Here is a 15,392-nt window from a genome sequence, read left to right as displayed (position 1 = left end):
CGGTCCGCCGCGAGTCGCGTGTCGCGCGCGGCATCACGTCAGCCGGTACGACTGCGCGCCCGTTCCCGCGAGCGTGCCGCCGTCGACGATCAGGTATTCACGGCGAATCGGCTTGCCGTCGAACCAGCATTGCAGGATTTCCAGCGTGCCGGCCGCGTAGCGTGCCTGCGCGGACAGCGACGTGCCGGAGATGTGCGGCGTCATTCCGTTGAACGGCATCGTGCGCCACGGGTGATCGGCCGGCGCCGGCTGAGGAAACCACACATCGCCGCCGTAGCCCGCGAGATGCCCGGACGTGAGGGCATTCACGACCGCGTCGCGGTCGACCAGCTTCGCGCGCGCGGTGTTGATCAGGTACGCGCCGCGCTTCATGCGCGCGATCATCGCCGCGTCGAACAGGTGCTCGGTCGACGGGTACAGCGGGATCTGCAGGTTGACGATGTCGACGGCGCCCGCGAGCGCCGCGGCATCGGCGTGATACGTGAGCCCGAGTGCCTGCTCGACCGATGCGTCGAGCCGGTGGCGCTGCGTGTAGTGCAGGTGCAGGCCGAACGGCTTCAGCCGGCGCAGCACGGCGAGCCCGATGCGCCCCGCGCCGACCGTGCCGAAATGCATGCCCTCGACGTCGTAGCTGCGCGACACGCAATCGGCGATGTTCCAGCCGCCTTGCTGCGCGACCGCATGCGACGGCAAGAAGTTGCGCACCAGCGCGAGCGTCGTCATCACCACGTGCTCGGCCACGCTGATGCTGTTCGAGCCGGTGACTTCGGCGACGGTGATGCGGGCGCGCGCGGCGGCATCGAGATCGACGTGATCGGAGCCGATGCCGGCCGTCAACGCGAGCTTCAGCTTCGGCGCGCGGGCGATCCGTTCGGCCGTCAGGTACGCGGGCCAGAACGGCTGCGAGATCACCACGTCGGCTTCGGGCAGCCGGCGCTCGAATTCGGAGTCGGGGCCGTCCTTGTCGCTCGTGACGATCAGCGTGTGGCCGTGGGCCTCCAGATAGCCGCGCAACCCGAGCGCGCCGGACACCGAGCCGACGAGTTCGCCGGGCCGGAAGCCGGGCGGGCCGGCCGGCGTCGGCGCCGTTTGTCCGTCCGCGTAGCGCGTGATGACCGGAATGGCGTCGCGCACGTAGCGCGGCGGATAGCCGTCCACGGGGTCGGGGTAGAGCACGCACAGGACGGTGGCCATCGGGTAGCACTCCTGGTGACGGGGTGAAGGCGGCACGCGGATTGCGCAGGACGCGCGACGTGCGCGGCAGGCAGCGGGTGTGTTGCGCCGCAACGTTGGTGACGTTCTACGCCCGTCATGGATCGCACGCAAGCTACAGTGCGTGTTTGCGTGCGCTGCGGGGACGTCTGTACCTGTTCTTTTCATGGGGGACGCCGATAATGGGATCGTTACCTGACTCTGCGGGAGCGATGTCATGTCCGGAAGCGATTCCTCGCCTTCACGTCCCGATCTCACGCAAGGCATCGCGCTCGACGATCTCGCCGACGGTGCCATGATCGAGGGCCATGTCGGCGATGCGGCGGTGCTGCTCGTGCGCCGCGCCGACGAACTGTATGCCGTGGGCGCGCAGTGCCCGCACTACGGTGCGCCATTGGCCGACGGCCTGCTCGAGGGCGACACGATCCGCTGCCCGTGGCATCACGCGGCGTTTTGCCTGCGCAGCGGCGAACTGCTGCGCGCGCCGGCGCTCGACGGGCTGCCGTGCTGGCGCGTCGAACGCCGCGACGGCCGCGCCGTCGTGCTCGACGCGCGGCCGGCCGCCGCGCCGCCTGTGCTGAATGCGGCCGGATTGCCCGCGTCGGTGGTGATCGTCGGCGGCGGCGCCGCGGCGATCGCGGCCGCGGTGACGCTGCGGCAGGAAGGCTATCCGCATCCCGTTACGCTGCTGACCGCCGATTCCGATCCGCCGTACGACCGGCCGAACCTGTCGAAGGACTATCTCGCCGGCACGGCCGACGCCGACTGGCTGCCGCTGCGTGCGCCGTCGTTTTATGCCGACCATCGCATCGACGTGCGGTGCGGCACGCGCGTCGCGCGGATCGATCCCGCGCGGCAGGCGGTCGAACTGGCCGACGGCAGCCGCGTCGGCTACGGTGCGCTGCTGCTTGCAACGGGGGCCGAGCCGAACCGGCTGACGGTGCCCGGCGCGGACCTGCCGCACGTGTGCGTGCTGCGCTCGCGTGCCGATTGCGACGCGCTGATCGGCAAGCTGAAAGCGGCGCGCCGCTGCGTCGTGGTCGGCGCGAGCTTCATCGGGCTCGAAGCGGCCGCCGCGTTGCGCACGCGCGGGCTCGACGTGCAGGTCGTCGCGCCCGATGCGCATCCGATGGCGCACGTGCTCGGCGAAGCGCTCGGCAGCACGATCCAGGCGCTGCACGAGTCGCACGGCGTCGTGTTCCATCTCGGCGCGACACCCGCGCAGATCACGCCGGACAGCGTGACGCTGTCGACGGGCGACGTGCTGCCGGCCGATCTCGTGGTGGTCGGCATCGGCGTTCGTCCGAACGTGGCGCTCGCGCAGGACGCGGGGCTGGCCGTCGAGCGCGGCGTGACGGTCGACCGCTTCCTTCAGACGAGTGCGCCCGGCATCTACGCGGCCGGCGACATCGCGCGCTGGCCCGATCCGCTGACGGGCGAGCGGATTCGCGTCGAGCACTGGGTGGTCGCCGAGCGGCAGGGCATCGCCGCCGCGCGCAACATGCTCGGGCAGCAGCGGCCGTTCGATGCGGTGCCGTTCTTCTGGAGCCAGCATTACGACCTGACGATCAACTACGTCGGGCATGCGGAGCAATTCGATCGTGTCGAGATCGATGGCGACCTCGGCGCGCACGATTGCTCGATCGCGTACTGGCGCGGCAACACGCGGCTCGCGGTCGCGACGATCGGCCGCGATCTCGACAGCCTGCAGGCGGAAGCGGCATTCGAGCAGCAGATTGCAGCCGCGTGACAGCGGCATGACGACATGATTCGAACCCGGAGGCGAGATGAATCCCGATGTCCGTGCACGTTTCGAAACCGAGTTTGCGCCGCGCATCGCGGCGCGTGTGCTCGGCCTGTATCGGCCTGGCGAAGTGAGGGTGGATGTCGTGCCGCATGACGGGCAGGGCAGCCCGACCTGTGTCGAGGTGATCGGCCTCACGTCGACGGTCGGATTGCCGAACCGGCTGAACGCGCGGCTCGCGTGGCGTGACGATGCGATCGATGCGTTGCTGGCCGAGCCCGACCGCAGCCGCTTCGACCGCTATCTCGCGGCGCTGCCGGTCACGATCGAACGCTGGCAGTTGGAATTGCCGGTCGATTTCAGCACGCGAACCCAGCGCGATCGCGAGATCCTGATCGGCGATCTGGATTTCGATGCGTGAAACGCGCCGCGCGACGCGCGCCGATGAACCGGTTGCCGCTAGCGGTCGCGTGTCTTGATCATCACGCGGCCCTGGTCGATGCCGCCGCGCAGTGCTTCGTCGCACGTGAGCCATTCGGGGGTGACGAGCTCGGGCGCCGACAGGTCGACCGGCGCGCCGTCGCGGAAGATCCGCACCTGCGCGACCCAAGCGCCGTTCGCGTTGCGCGTCGCATCGACGCGAATCTCGTGATCCATGAAGGTGTCGGTGGCTTGCATCGGTCGGGGCCCTCCGTCGTGCGTGAACGCGGTGCGACGATCGTAGCAGCACGGCGCGCGCCGTGCATCGGAAACGAAGCGGAACCTGCGTGCGATTCGACATGCGCGTCGACGCGCGAACCGGGAGCGAACCTGTGGCCTTCGACCTGACCTTTTCCATCAAGGTGTTCGCGGCGCTGTTCGCGATCATGAACCCGATCGCGAACATCCCGGTGTTCCTGTCGCTGACGGAAGGCGCGGCGGACGGCGTGCGCCGCAGGATCGCGCTGACGGCTGCGATCGGCGTGACGGTCGGCTGCATCGTGTCGGCCGTCGCGGGTGGCGCGATCCTGCATGGGTTCGGCCTGACGATCGACGACTTCCGCCTCGCGGGCGGGCTGCTGGTGCTGCTGATCGCGCTGTCGATGCTGCACGGCGCACCGAGCCGCCAGCATGCGCCGGGCGATCACGAAGGCGCCGTGCCGGCCGCGGACGAGAGCGTCGCGATCTATCCGCTGACGATCCCGCTGCTCGTCGGCCCCGGCACGATCGCGACGATGATCGTGCTCGGGCACAGCGCGCTATCGACCGGGCAGGCATTCGCGTTCGCGCTCGGGCTTGCCGCGTTTCTCGTGCTGCTGGCCGTTTCGTTGTGGTCGGCGCCGCTGATCGGCCATTACCTGTCGCCGCGCGTGACGGCGGTGACACAACGGCTGATGGGGATGATTCTCGCGGCGATCGCGATGCAGATGATCGTCGCGAGCCTGAAGGCCGCGTTCGGGCTACCGCATTGAGCGCGGCGCATCCGAACGCGGCCGCCTGATTTCATGGAGTGGCTGATGAATACGCTGATCGTGTTGTCCTATCCCGACCTCGCGGCCGCGCATCGCGCGCTCGCCGAACTCGATACGTTGCGCGACCGGCACGTCGTCGTGCTGTCGGGTGCGGCGATCGTCGAGTGCGCGGCCGATGGGCAGTTGCGCGCGCATGCAGTCGACCCCGGGCGCACGCCGCCCGGATCGCTGCTCGACAGCGTGGTCGAGCATATCGAATCGTCGCTCGATGCATGGCGCGAGAAGCCGGTGGACGACGCGCTGATCGACCGCGTCGCGCGCAAGGCGCGCCCGGGCACCGTGTCGCTCGGGCTGGCCGCGACGCAACTCGATATCGAGGCGCTGAGTACGGCGCTCGCACCGTTTGGTGGAGAAGTGACCGACACGACGCTGTCGATCGACGACGAACTGAAGCTCGTCGAAGCGATTTCGAAAACGCGCGACGGCGGCAGTCAGGCAGCGTCCAACTGACTGACTCGCTGCCGCCGTCGCGCGGGGGGCTCGATGCGACGCGCGTGACGCAGCAGGGTCTGATCGAACACAAGCTATCGCATCACCCCTGTCGTCATCGACGGATTTCGACATGCGAAAAGTCAGACCGGAAAGTTTGACCGCATAGGACGTCGAAGTGTGCAAAAGACGCGATCGAGACGGCTTCGCGCCGCATGATCCGCTCGAAAACGATGGCGTTCTTACCGATTGCGGCGCATTGAATCTGGCAATGCAGGTGACGTGCGCGGATAGATTTATTCGATCATCGGCGAATGCGCGACATGCGGCTCTTATACTGAGATGGACTGCTTTTCACGGGAGGACAGCCAGTCGGCACGAGAGCATCGATCATGCCGTATCGTGGTGTGACCGATGGCCGGACTTCGCTGCAACCCGCCGCGGTCCCGGCGGAGACGCGTGCCGGGCCGCTTCACAAGGAGGCACGATGCCCTACGTCCTGATCGTCGAAGATGACGCCGACACGCGGACGATGCTTGCGACGCTCGCGCGCACGCAGCAGCTCGCCTGCGACACGGCCGCGACGCTCGAAGAAGCGCGCACGCTCGTCACGACCCATACCCCCGATCTCGTGCTGTGCGATCTCGTGCTGCCCGACGGCAACGGGATGGACCTGTTCGATTCGCTGCCCAAGCGTTCGCACTGCGAAATGGTGCTGACCACCGGCCACGCAAGCCTCGAAACCGCGATCGACGCGTTGCGGCGCGGTGCGACCGACTATCTGGTGAAGCCGCTCAACATGCAGCGGCTGAACAGCATCTTCGCGCGCGTGCCGCGCACCACGGCGCTGCACGAGGAGATCGCCGAGCTGCGCTCGGAATTGCAGCGGCTCGGCCGCTTCGGCCGCATGCTCGGCAGTTCGCCCGCGATGCAGGCGGTCTACGACGCGATCGGCCGGGTCGCGCGCACCGAGGCGTCGGTACTGCTGACGGGGGAATCGGGCACCGGCAAGGAGCTGGCCGCACAGACGGTGCACGACCTGAGCCTGCGCCGCCGCGGCCCGTTCCTCGCGGTGAATTGCGGCGCGATTGCCGCGAACCTCGTCGAGAGCGAGATGTTCGGCCACGACCGCGGCAGCTTCACGGGCGCGGAGCGCCAGCACAAGGGCTTCTTCGAACGCGCGGACGGCGGCACGCTGTTTCTCGACGAGATCACCGAGATGCCGCTGGAGTCGCAGGTCAAGCTGCTGCGCGTGCTCGAGACGGGGCGCGTCACGCGGCTCGGCTCGACGCGCGAGATCGACGTCGACGTGCGCATCGTCGCGGCGACCAACCGCGATCCGGAAGCCGCGATGGCCGACGGCAAGCTGCGGCCCGACCTGTTCCACCGGATCAACGTGTTCCCGATTCCGCTGCCGTCGCTGCGCGAGCGCGGCGACGACATCCCGATGCTGGCCGATGCGTTCCTGCAGCAGTTCAACGCCGAAAGCGGCCGGAACCTGCGCTTCGCGCCGGCCGCGCGCGAAGCGCTGAAGACCTATGCATGGCCGGGCAACGTGCGCGAGCTGCGCAACTTCGTGCAGCGCGCGAGCATCTTCAGCGATGCCGACGTGATCGATTCGCTGCCGCCGCCGATCATGGACGAACTGTCGAACCTGGCCGATTCGCACGAGGATCGCGTGACCGTGCCGTTCGGCACGCCGCTCGAGGAAGTCGACCGGCGGCTGATCCTCGGCACGATCGCGCAATGCGGTGGCGTGAAGGCGCAGGCGGCCGAGGTGCTCGACGTCAGCCTGAAGACGATCTACAACCGGCTCGCGCAGCTCGAAGACGAAGCGGACAAACCGGAATCCTGATGCCGCGCCGACCGCACACGCCACCAGCAGCGCGACCGATGTTCGATCTGTCGCGGATGCGGGCAGGCAACTTCGTCACGGCCGTGATGCTGGTCGCGATCGCGACCGTGCTGCAGGCGCTCGCGATCCGCTTCGGCGGCGTGAACCTGCCGCTCGTGCTGTACTACCCGCTGCTCGCGGGCGCCGCATGGGCGACATCGTTCCTGTTCGGCGTCGTCTCGACCGTGGTCAGCGGCCTGCTCGTGTGGACGCTGTTCCTGTCCGATCCGGCGGCCTATTCGGAGCCGCTGCCCGAGCGGCTCGTGCGGCTCGGCACGTTCGTGCTGGTCGGCGCGCTGGCCTGCGCGGTCGCGTCGATGCTGCGCCATGCGCGCTTCACGAACGATGCGGCGCTGCGCCGCGAAGCGGCTGCCCGCCGGCGGCTCGAAGCCGTGCTGCAGGCCTTGCCGCATGGCGTGATCGCCACCGATACGAACGGGCGGCTCACCTACATCAACGCAGCCGCGGCCGCGCTCGTCGGTTGCCGTCCGGACGACGCGACGGGACAGGCCGCGCGCGACGTGCTGCGGATCGTCGATCGCGACGGCCGGCGCGTTCAATCGACACCGCTCGATCTCGCGCGCGGCGGCGCGGGTGTCGTGTCCGATCGCCACTGGCTGCAGGCGGCGGGCGGCGAGCGGGTGCCGATCGTCGAGGTCGCCGGGCCGCTCGGCGATGCGGACGGCAATGTCGACGGCGCCGTGCTGTTGCTGCGCGACGCCGGTGCGGATCGCTCGCAGGCCGATGCGTCGCGGTTGCAGCGCGCCGTGGTCGACGCGTCGCCGGATGCGATCGTCGGCATCGACACCGACGGCCGCATCGTCAGCTGGAACCCGGCCGCGCAGCGCATGTTCGGCTACGACGAGGACCATGCGCGCGGCCGTGCATTCGAATCGCTGGTCGCGATGCGCTGGCTGAAGCGCAAGCCGCTCGCCCAAGCGTTCGACGACATGCACGAAGCGGTCGGGCCGATCGACCTGCTGTGCGTGCGGCGTGACGGCCGGCGCTTTCGTGCGACCGTGTCGGCGTGCCCGGTGCGCGGCGACGCGCGCGCCTGCGTCGCGTTTTCGCTGACGCTGCGCGAAGCCGGCGCGCAGCGCCGTCGCGACTTGCGCGCGCAACGGTCGCTGCAGGGCGCGCGCGTGGCGCGCGACCAGGCCGCGACATCGAACCGCCTGAAGGACGAGTTGCTCGCGACGGTGTCGCACGAACTGCGCACGCCGCTGAACGTGATCTACGGCTGGGTCGAGGTGCTGCGCAATGCGGGCGACAACGCGCTGCAGCGGCAGGCGATCGATGCGATCGACCGCAGCGCGCGCTCGCTCACGCGCATGGTCGGCGACATCCTCGACGCGTCGTCGCTCGCGACCGGCAAGCTGCAGCTCGACGCGATGCCGGTGGACGTCGTGCGGCTGTTCTCCGATTCGGTCGGCGCGTTCCAGACGGCCGCGTCGGCGGCCGGCATCATGCTCGAATTCGACTGTGCGGCGTCGACCTGCGTCGTGTCGGGCGATGCCGAGCGATTGCGGCAGATGCTGTCGAACCTCGTGTCGAACGCGCTCAAGTTCACGCCGGCCGGCGGCAGCGTGACGGTCGGGCTCGTGCGCGACGACGCCCGGGTGGTGCTGACCGTCTCCGACACGGGGCAGGGCATCGTGCCGGCGTTCCTGCCCCACGTGTTCGACATGTTCCGCCGCGCGGACGATTCGCCCGCGTCGTCGCGGCGCGGGCTCGGCCTCGGCCTGTCGATCGTGCGGCATATCGCCGAGCTGCACGGTGGCAGCGTGACGGTCAAGAGTGCAGGCCGCAATCGCGGCGCGACGTTTACGGTGACGCTACCGGTCGGCTGGCAGCCGATCGGCGCGATGGCGTGGGGGAATGCGCGCGCGGACGACCATCGCGACCCGCCGATGCTCGATACGCAACGCATCCTGATCGTCGACGACGATGCGACCACGCGCGAGAGCCTCACTGCCGCGCTGACGACGTTCGGCGCGGCCGTCGCGATCGCATCGACGGGCCGCGAAGCGCTCGCGGTGGCCGCCGACCTGCGGCCGACCGTCGTGCTGTCCGATCTCGCGATGCCCGACGGCGACGGCTTCTGGCTGCTCGACGCGTTGCGGCACGCCGGCATGAACGGCGGCGGTGCGCCGCCCGCGGTGCGGGTGCTGGCCGTGACCGCGCATGCGGGCCTGGCCGACGAACGCCGGGCGCTCGAGGCCGGGTTCGACGGCTATCTGTGCAAGCCGGTCGACGTGCGAGAACTGGCGGACAAGATCGTGCGCGTGACGAAGCACGACGTCTGACGCTGCGGCCATCCATCCTTCCGCTGCCACGACGGCCTGGGTCGGTGATGCGGTGCCGACCTCGACCGGAGGCGTGCAGGCCGCATCGCGCGCAGCCATCGACGCTCCGTCACGTCCGCTTCGGCTGCGACACGCCTTCGAGCGTGTTCGCGACGTCGTCGCGCGCCGGGCCGGCCGAGCGCGTCGCGATGTCCGCGAGCGACAGCATGCCGACCAGCCGCTTGTCGTGATCGACGACCGGCAGGCGCCGCAACTGCGCGTCGGCCATGTAATGCTGGATCTCGTCCAGCGAATCGTCTTCGAAACACCATTCGATCGGGCCCGACGCGACTTCCTGAATCCGCGTCTCCGGCGGCTTGCCGACCGAGATCGCGCGCACCGCGAGGTCGCGGTCCGTCACCATCCCGACCAGCCGGTTGTTGTCGCACACCGGGAGGGCGCCGATGTCGTAGCGCTCCATCAGTTGCGCGGCATGGCGGATCGAATCGGTCGGCGCGATGCGCACGACGTCCTGCGACATGATTTCGTTGACGCGATGCATGGCGTTCTCCTTGCGGGTGGATGGGGTGATTTTTCCGCGGATTCAGCAAACCGCATGCCGTCCGGTGCGCGCGGCCGGTCAATCGCGGCTGTGTTCGCGCGGCGCTCGCCGCGGCCGGGCACGCCGCCGCCGATGCAGTACCGATTCGACTCACGGCTTGCGCATGGCGGCGAGGTGCGCGAAATGCGTGCCCAAAACTTGCCGCCGGCTTGTAAAAAAAGCCGCGCTGACGGGATGCAAGACGGGGTATGAACCCGCGCGAACCGCGACGATCGGCGATCGGCCCGCCTGGCACGGATACTGCGTAAATCCTGGCTGAATACGAAGCGAAACCCGCTAAACGTCAGGAGGATCATCGATGTCCGTCTCGCTTGCGCTGCAGATGCGACAGCATCTGGCACTTACGCCGAGGCTTCAGCAGTCGCTGCGGTTGCTGCAGTTGTCCTCGCTCGAATTTCAACAGGAACTGCGGCAGGCGCTCGATCAGAATCCGTTTCTCGAGGATGGCCAAGGCGACGAGGAGCCTGCCGCCGACGCACCGGGGCCGCAGGCCGAGGCCGCCGCGCCCGAAGCGGCGCCCCAGGCTGACGACGCTCGCCAGCCGGACGGCGAGGCACCCGAAGTGCCGGAGGTGTCCGAAGTGTCGTTGACGGCCGCGCCCACGATGCGCGGCACGAGCCGCCAGGGCGACGAGTCGGGCGGCCTGTCGCCCGGCGAATGGCTGGCCGCGGAACCGTCGCTGCATCAGCAGCTGCATGATGCGTTGCGGCTCTATCCGCTGAACCGGCGTGACCGCGAAGCCGCGCGCATCGTGATCGACGCGCTCGACGACGACGGCTACCTGCGCCAGGAGCTGGCCGAGCTGCTGGTCGCGGCGGACCCCGCGCTGCTGTTGTCGGAGCAGGATCTCGCGATCGCGCTGCGGCTCGTGCAGATGCTCGACCGGCCCGGCATCGCCGCGCGCTCGCTGTCCGAGTGTCTCGTGCTGCAGCTCGACGCGATCCCGGCCGGCACGCCGGCGCTCGCGGAAGCGAAAGCGATCGCGCGCGAGCATCTCGAGCGGCTGGCGCGTCGCGAGACGGCCGAGATCCAGCGGCGGATCGGCTGCAACCCGCAGACGCTGCAGGCAGCCTGCGCGCTGGTGCGCGGGCTCGACCCGCGCCCCGGCAATCATTACGGCAGCACGCGCGGCGACTACGTGGTGCCCGACGTGATCGTGCGCCAGGTGCGCGACGACTGGATCGTGACGATCAACCCGGCCGTGCTGCCGCGCGCCCGGCTGCACGAACGCTATGCGACGCTGTTCGCGCAGTCGAGCGGCGAGCGCGATTCGCCGCTCGGCCAGCAGTTGCAGGAAGCGCGCTGGCTGATCCGCAACGTGCAGAAGCGCTTCGACACGATCCAGCGCGTCGGCGAATGCATCGTCGCGCGACAGCGCGATTTCTTCCGCTACGGCGAGATTGCGATGAAGCCGCTCGTGCTGCGCGACATCGCCGAGGAACTCGACCTGCACGAATCGACCGTGTCGCGCGCGACGGGCAACAAGTACATGGCCACGCCGCACGGCACGTTCGAGTTCAAGCATTTCTTCCCGCGCAAGCTCGAGGCGGCCGGCAAGGGCGTGTGCTCGGCGGCGGCCGCGAAGGTCCTGATCCGCGACATGATCGCGGCCGAGCGTCACACCGATCCGCTGTCCGATGTCGCGCTCACGCACAACCTCGCGGGTCGCGGCATCCTGCTTGCACGGCGCACGGTGACGAAGTATCGCCAGGCGATGAAGATTCCACCGGCCGACCTGCGCCGCCGCGATGCCGCATGACGGCTGCCCGGGCGAGCCCATCGCGTGCGCGCGCCGACCGTCGCGTCGACGCGCGCGCCCACGACAGGAGCGCAACCATGCCAGCAAAATCGCAAGCTCAGCAGCGTGCCGCGGGGGCCGCGCTGTCGGCCAAACGCGGCAAGACGAAAGTGAAGGACCTCAAGCCGCCGGCCAAATCGATGGCCAGGTCGATGAGCGAAAAGGAACTCGAAAAAATGGCGTCGACGCCGAGACACGGCAAACCGGAGCACAAGCGCGATGCGTGAACGGCGACGACGTGTACTGACAACAGCAGCCATCCAGGAGGTCTCCATGCTTCGATATGCCGTCATCTTCTTCATCATCGCGATCGTGGCTGCCGTGTTCGGCTTCGGCGGTATCGCGGCCGGCGCGGCCGAGATCGCGAAGATCCTGTTCTACATCTTCGTCGTGATCTTCCTGGTCACGCTGCTGCTGGGCGTCGTGCGACGATGAGCGGCGCGCCCGACCGGTCGCAGCGCATCGCGGAACTCGAGCACGCGCTCGCGAACGGTTTCCCGTCGGAGTCGGCCGTCGTCGTGCATGCGGACGACGTGTCCGGGCGGCTGACGATCCGGGTGTCGTGGGTGCGCGTGCCGGCCGACGAGCGCGCGCGCGAATGGCGTTGCGCGGTCGATCTGCGGTTCGATCCGGACGTGATCACGCGTTACGCATCGCTTGGCGCGGCCGACCGGCTGCGCGTGCGCACGCAGCTGTGTGACAGCGCGCGGCGCGCGGTGGACGAGCGCAAGCCGTGCGTCGAGGATGCGGCGATCGAATGCAACGTCGCGCTCGACGTGACGCGCGCCGAACTCGACGCGGCGCTGCGCGCACGCTGACACGAGAGGCGCATGCGAGAGCGCGGCGGGGCGATCCGCGTGGCCGTTGCATCCCCGAACGCGGCGAGCGCATGTCGATGCCGATTCTTCGTTCAAATACGCCGGCGCCGCCACCCGCGTGGCGGTTCGATTGCGTGGCCGCGCGCATCGTCACGAATCCATCAGCGCCGATGTTGCAGACGGTGATACCAGTTCATCAGCGGCGTGGCGGTGATCCCGTGCGCGATCACCGATGCCGACACGACGGCCAGCACGGGTGCCGCGAGCGGGCGCACCGTGTCGGCGGGCCCGTGTTCGAGCGCGAACAACAGGTAGTAGAACGAGCCGATTCCCCGGATGCCGAACCATGCCATCAGCCGCCGCTGGGCATGCGTTGCGCGCGAACCGGCGAGCGTGACGAGCACCGCGAGCGGCCGCACGGCGACGAACAGCAAGACGGCCAGCGCGGCCGCGCCCCACGTGAGCAGCGGGCCCGGCAGCGTCGTGAGCACGCTGCCGATCATCATCATCACGACGGCCTCCGCGATCCGTTCGAGTTCGACCGTGAAGCCGAGCACCGATTCGGCCATGTACGCATGCGCTTTCTCCGGATGCTTCTCGGTGGCGACGACGTCGGCCGAATCGATCTGGCCGATCACTTCGCGCGGCGTGCGGTTGCCGCTCGCGCGATGTTCGACACGACGCATCGCGACCCCGGCCGCGAACGCCGCGATGAACCCGAACGCATGCGCGAACTGCGCGGCGCCGAACGACAGCACGATCAGCGCGAGCGCGAAGAAGCCTTCGAGGCCGAGCGCCTGGGCGTGACGCGTGCGCAGCCAGCCGATCGTCTTCGTCGTGATCCAGCCGAGGCCGCCGCCGATCGCGGCCGCACCGGCGATGCCCCATAGCGCGGCGAGCGCGAACGCGCCCGATAGCGGCGGCCATCCGTGCGTCGCGTCGGGTGCGCCGCACAGCGCGAGCCCGGCCAGCGCGAACGGCAGCGCAATGCCGTCGTTCAGGCCGCCTTCGCCGGACAGCGCGAAGCGCACGAGGTCGCGATCGCCCGGGTCGTGCACCTGCACGTCGTGCGCGAGCACGGGGTCGGTCGGCGCGAGGATCGCCGCGAGCAGCAGCGCGGGGCCCCAGTCGAGCCCGAGTGCGAGCATCGCGCACGCGGCGAGCAGCGGCACGGTGATGCCCATCGCGAGCAGGCCGAGGCGGCACGGCACGTGCCACAGCCGGTCGGTGAGCGGCACGCGCAGCCGCAGCCCGATCGCGAACAGCGAAACGAGCAACGCGATCTCGATGATCTCGCGCAGCAGCCGCGCATCGCGGCCGATGTCGAGCTGCAGCAGGCCGGCGCCCGACGGGCCGAGCGCGACGCCGAGCGCCAGGTAGATCATCGCGGCGCTGCACGGCAGATGGCGCAGCGCGGACGTCGCGACGCCCATGCCCATCAGCACCGCGCCGACGATCAGGTACCAGAGCGTCTCGTGCATGTCCGCCGTCCCGGCAGGCCGATTGCGTGCCCGCGCGCCGTCAGGGCTCGAGGCCGAACGCTTCGCGCGGTTGCCGCCTTGCGCGTTCGCGTGTCGTGCGGCGCGTTTTCGGCAGGTTGCGGCCCGCGCGATTCATGTCGACGTTCGGCATCGACATCGCCGACAGGAACGGCGACGCGCGGCGGCGGCCGTGTTCGGCCGAATGCTTCAGCGACGCAGCGATCGCGGCCGGATCGCCGGACTTGAGGATGCCAGGCTCGACGTCGAGCACAGTGCTTTTTTGCATGACGCCGTTGAACTCGCGCTTGCGGTGTCGCGGGGCGATGCCGCGTCAGGCGCTTGCCGTGCGTGCGGGAAGCGATGGCAGAAGACATTGTGTGGGCTCCATGGGGTTCGCGGGGACGTAATACGGGCGTTGGCGCCGCAAACCGCGTGCCGCGCGACGCGCATCACCCATGCGATGAACCCGTGCCGAGGGCGGCACGGGTGTTGCTGGAGTACACGGGCAGGACATGCCATCCCGCCATCTCGCCATCACGCAGGAGGACATCATGCAATCGCATTCCAGGATCTGGCTGGAGAACGACGAGATCGACAACGACGCCGACGATCTCGATACGACGGTCCATGTCGACGTCGCAACGGGCAGCATCATGTTTCAGGCGGCGTGGGCGCCGGCGGCCGACCCGCCACCCGAGACCGACGGGCATTCGGTCGTGCTCGTGCTCGACTGCGACACGATGGAGCGCTACGCGAATCTCGACGAAGGTACGCGGATGCGCGTGCACGCGATCCTGCACGACACGGTGCAGGACCTGCTCGACCGCGTGCCCGGCGAACACGCGACGCTGACGATCGAGCTGACCGACGCGATGCTCGACGCCGCGTGTCGTCTGCAGTAACCGCGTCGATCGGCCTGCCGGTAATCGCACTCGAACGGGTTTGCAGGCACGCCGCTTGCGGCACGACTAGCACGGCACGGCACGACACGACGCGTGCCGCCACGCTGAAGGAGGCGCTCATGAGCGGCAGGTTGGATCATTGCAAGGCCACGATCCTCGCGGTCGACGGCTTCGACGAAGCCGAACGCGTCGCGCCGCGGCGCGTGCTCGCGGCCGACGGCGCGCGGGCCGATCGTGTCGCGGCGCGGGGCGCCTGAGACGATGCCGGCCGATTCCACCCGTCGCGTGACGCTGGTCGACGAGTCGCCCGTGTTCGACGGCGCGGCGCTGCAGGTGTGTTTCGTCGTCGACGTCGATGGCGAACCGCAAACCTGCGCGATCACGGTCGAAGCGCTGGAAGACCATTTCGGCGCGCAGTCCGCGCTGGAGGCCGATCTGCGCGATGCGTTCGAGCATGGCCGCGCGCGGATCGAAGCCGTCTGCGCGGAAGTACTGGCCGACGGCAACGGCGGCGTGGTGCTGCACAGCGGCGATTTCCGCGCGCCGGCGGGCCTGTCCGGGTCGCGGCGGTCCTGACCCGACTGGCGTGTCCGGCGCGCCGTGCTCCGACCCGCGCTCGTCGTTACACGACATTGAAAACTTTGCACCCGCCGCTGGCCGCCGCCGGGTGCCGGATCGCGTCGCGCGCACGTGGCC

Annotated in this window: 18 protein-coding genes; 13 read left to right on the top strand and 5 right to left on the bottom strand. The window is 69.2% G+C overall.

From position 1 onward, the window contains the following. Nucleotides 1–33 precede the first annotated feature (33 nt). Entirely contained in the window at nucleotides 34–1,194 is a 1,161-nt protein-coding gene (locus ACPTTC_RS37225; RefSeq protein WP_423396273.1) for an NAD-dependent formate dehydrogenase, read from the bottom strand. Between the two features lie 235 nt (nucleotides 1,195–1,429). On the opposite strand from ACPTTC_RS37225, the gene ACPTTC_RS37220 reads away from it, so the two are divergent. Both ACPTTC_RS37220 and ACPTTC_RS37215 read left to right on the top strand, forming a co-directional pair. After that, on the top strand, nucleotides 1,430–2,962 hold the full coding sequence (locus ACPTTC_RS37220; RefSeq protein ID WP_423396272.1) for an FAD-dependent oxidoreductase: 1,533 nt from the start codon (nucleotides 1,430–1,432) through the stop codon (nucleotides 2,960–2,962). A gap of 37 nt (nucleotides 2,963–2,999) precedes the next feature. Beyond that, on the top strand, nucleotides 3,000–3,377 hold the full coding sequence (locus ACPTTC_RS37215) for a DUF5594 family protein (RefSeq protein ID WP_423396271.1): 378 nt from the start codon (nucleotides 3,000–3,002) through the stop codon (nucleotides 3,375–3,377). A 38-nt stretch (nucleotides 3,378–3,415) separates the two neighbouring features. On the opposite strand, the gene ACPTTC_RS37210 is transcribed toward ACPTTC_RS37215, so the two are convergent. Beyond that, nucleotides 3,416–3,634, bottom strand: coding sequence for a DUF6566 family protein (locus tag ACPTTC_RS37210; protein WP_423396270.1), 219 nt, complete (start codon nucleotides 3,632–3,634; stop codon nucleotides 3,416–3,418). Nucleotides 3,635–3,768: 134 nt separating this feature from the next. Between ACPTTC_RS37210 and ACPTTC_RS37205 the strand changes: the two genes are divergently transcribed. From ACPTTC_RS37205 to ACPTTC_RS37190, 4 genes are all read left to right on the top strand, one after another. Further along, nucleotides 3,769–4,407 (top strand): MarC family protein, encoded by a 639-nt coding sequence (locus tag ACPTTC_RS37205; RefSeq protein WP_423396269.1) that lies wholly within the window; start codon nucleotides 3,769–3,771, stop codon nucleotides 4,405–4,407. A 45-nt stretch (nucleotides 4,408–4,452) separates the two neighbouring features. Next, a complete protein-coding gene (locus tag ACPTTC_RS37200; RefSeq protein WP_423396268.1) occupies nucleotides 4,453–4,917 on the top strand; it encodes a hypothetical protein in 465 nt (154 codons plus the stop codon). Nucleotides 4,918–5,383: 466 nt separating this feature from the next. Next, nucleotides 5,384–6,751, top strand: a complete 1,368-nt coding sequence (locus ACPTTC_RS37195) for a sigma-54-dependent transcriptional regulator (protein WP_423396267.1) — start codon at nucleotides 5,384–5,386, stop codon at nucleotides 6,749–6,751. A gap of 38 nt (nucleotides 6,752–6,789) precedes the next feature. Beyond that, the gene (locus tag ACPTTC_RS37190) at nucleotides 6,790–9,096 is read left to right on the top strand and encodes an ATP-binding protein (protein ID WP_423396266.1); all 2,307 of its coding nucleotides are present in this window, start codon (nucleotides 6,790–6,792) and stop codon (nucleotides 9,094–9,096) included. 109 nt (nucleotides 9,097–9,205) lie between these two features. Here ACPTTC_RS37190 and ACPTTC_RS37185 read toward each other — a convergent pair whose 3' ends face one another. After that, a complete protein-coding gene (locus ACPTTC_RS37185) occupies nucleotides 9,206–9,637 on the bottom strand; it encodes a CBS domain-containing protein (RefSeq protein WP_089429609.1) in 432 nt (143 codons plus the stop codon). Between the two features lie 358 nt (nucleotides 9,638–9,995). On the opposite strand from ACPTTC_RS37185, the gene ACPTTC_RS37180 reads away from it, so the two are divergent. From ACPTTC_RS37180 to ACPTTC_RS37165, 4 genes are all read left to right on the top strand, one after another. After that, the gene (locus ACPTTC_RS37180; RefSeq protein WP_423396265.1) at nucleotides 9,996–11,456 is read left to right on the top strand and encodes an RNA polymerase factor sigma-54; all 1,461 of its coding nucleotides are present in this window, start codon (nucleotides 9,996–9,998) and stop codon (nucleotides 11,454–11,456) included. A gap of 77 nt (nucleotides 11,457–11,533) precedes the next feature. Beyond that, the gene (locus ACPTTC_RS37175) at nucleotides 11,534–11,722 is read left to right on the top strand and encodes a DUF3008 family protein (RefSeq protein ID WP_423396574.1); all 189 of its coding nucleotides are present in this window, start codon (nucleotides 11,534–11,536) and stop codon (nucleotides 11,720–11,722) included. 46 nt (nucleotides 11,723–11,768) lie between these two features. Continuing rightward, nucleotides 11,769–11,930 carry a DUF1328 domain-containing protein gene (locus ACPTTC_RS37170; protein WP_011349711.1) on the top strand — a complete coding sequence of 54 codons (162 nt, stop codon included), beginning with the start codon at nucleotides 11,769–11,771 and terminating at the stop codon, nucleotides 11,928–11,930. Further along, nucleotides 11,927–12,313: a DUF3022 domain-containing protein gene (locus ACPTTC_RS37165; RefSeq protein ID WP_423396264.1), complete on the top strand. Its 387-nt coding sequence runs from the start codon at nucleotides 11,927–11,929 to the stop codon at nucleotides 12,311–12,313. The genes ACPTTC_RS37170 and ACPTTC_RS37165 overlap by 4 nt, the downstream gene beginning before the upstream one ends. 161 nt (nucleotides 12,314–12,474) lie before the next feature. On the opposite strand, the gene ACPTTC_RS37160 is transcribed toward ACPTTC_RS37165, so the two are convergent. Both ACPTTC_RS37160 and ACPTTC_RS37155 read right to left on the bottom strand, forming a co-directional pair. Further along, entirely contained in the window at nucleotides 12,475–13,794 is a 1,320-nt protein-coding gene (locus ACPTTC_RS37160; protein ID WP_423396263.1) for a cation:proton antiporter, read from the bottom strand. 40 nt (nucleotides 13,795–13,834) lie between these two features. Further along, nucleotides 13,835–14,080 (bottom strand): DUF3175 domain-containing protein, encoded by a 246-nt coding sequence (locus ACPTTC_RS37155; RefSeq protein ID WP_423396262.1) that lies wholly within the window; start codon nucleotides 14,078–14,080, stop codon nucleotides 13,835–13,837. 265 nt (nucleotides 14,081–14,345) lie between these two features. Here ACPTTC_RS37155 and ACPTTC_RS37150 point away from each other — a divergent pair, with 265 nt between their 5' ends. The 3 genes from ACPTTC_RS37150 to ACPTTC_RS37140 all read left to right on the top strand — a co-directional run bounded on the left by ACPTTC_RS37150 (nucleotide 14,346) and on the right by ACPTTC_RS37140 (nucleotide 15,272). Then, on the top strand, nucleotides 14,346–14,696 hold the full coding sequence (locus tag ACPTTC_RS37150; protein ID WP_226200611.1) for a hypothetical protein: 351 nt from the start codon (nucleotides 14,346–14,348) through the stop codon (nucleotides 14,694–14,696). 119 nt (nucleotides 14,697–14,815) lie between these two features. After that, nucleotides 14,816–14,953, top strand: a complete 138-nt coding sequence (locus ACPTTC_RS37145) for a hypothetical protein (RefSeq protein ID WP_423396261.1) — start codon at nucleotides 14,816–14,818, stop codon at nucleotides 14,951–14,953. Nucleotides 14,954–14,957: 4 nt separating this feature from the next. Next, nucleotides 14,958–15,272, top strand: coding sequence for a DUF1488 domain-containing protein (locus ACPTTC_RS37140; protein ID WP_423396260.1), 315 nt, complete (start codon nucleotides 14,958–14,960; stop codon nucleotides 15,270–15,272). Nucleotides 15,273–15,392: the final 120 nt, after the last annotated feature.

This window comes from Burkholderia mycopellens, assembly GCF_964265025.1.
GTDB lineage: Bacteria > Pseudomonadota > Gammaproteobacteria > Burkholderiales > Burkholderiaceae > Burkholderia.
Note: the sequence above shows the minus strand (reverse complement) of the source record. Positions and strands in the feature narration are given on the sequence as shown.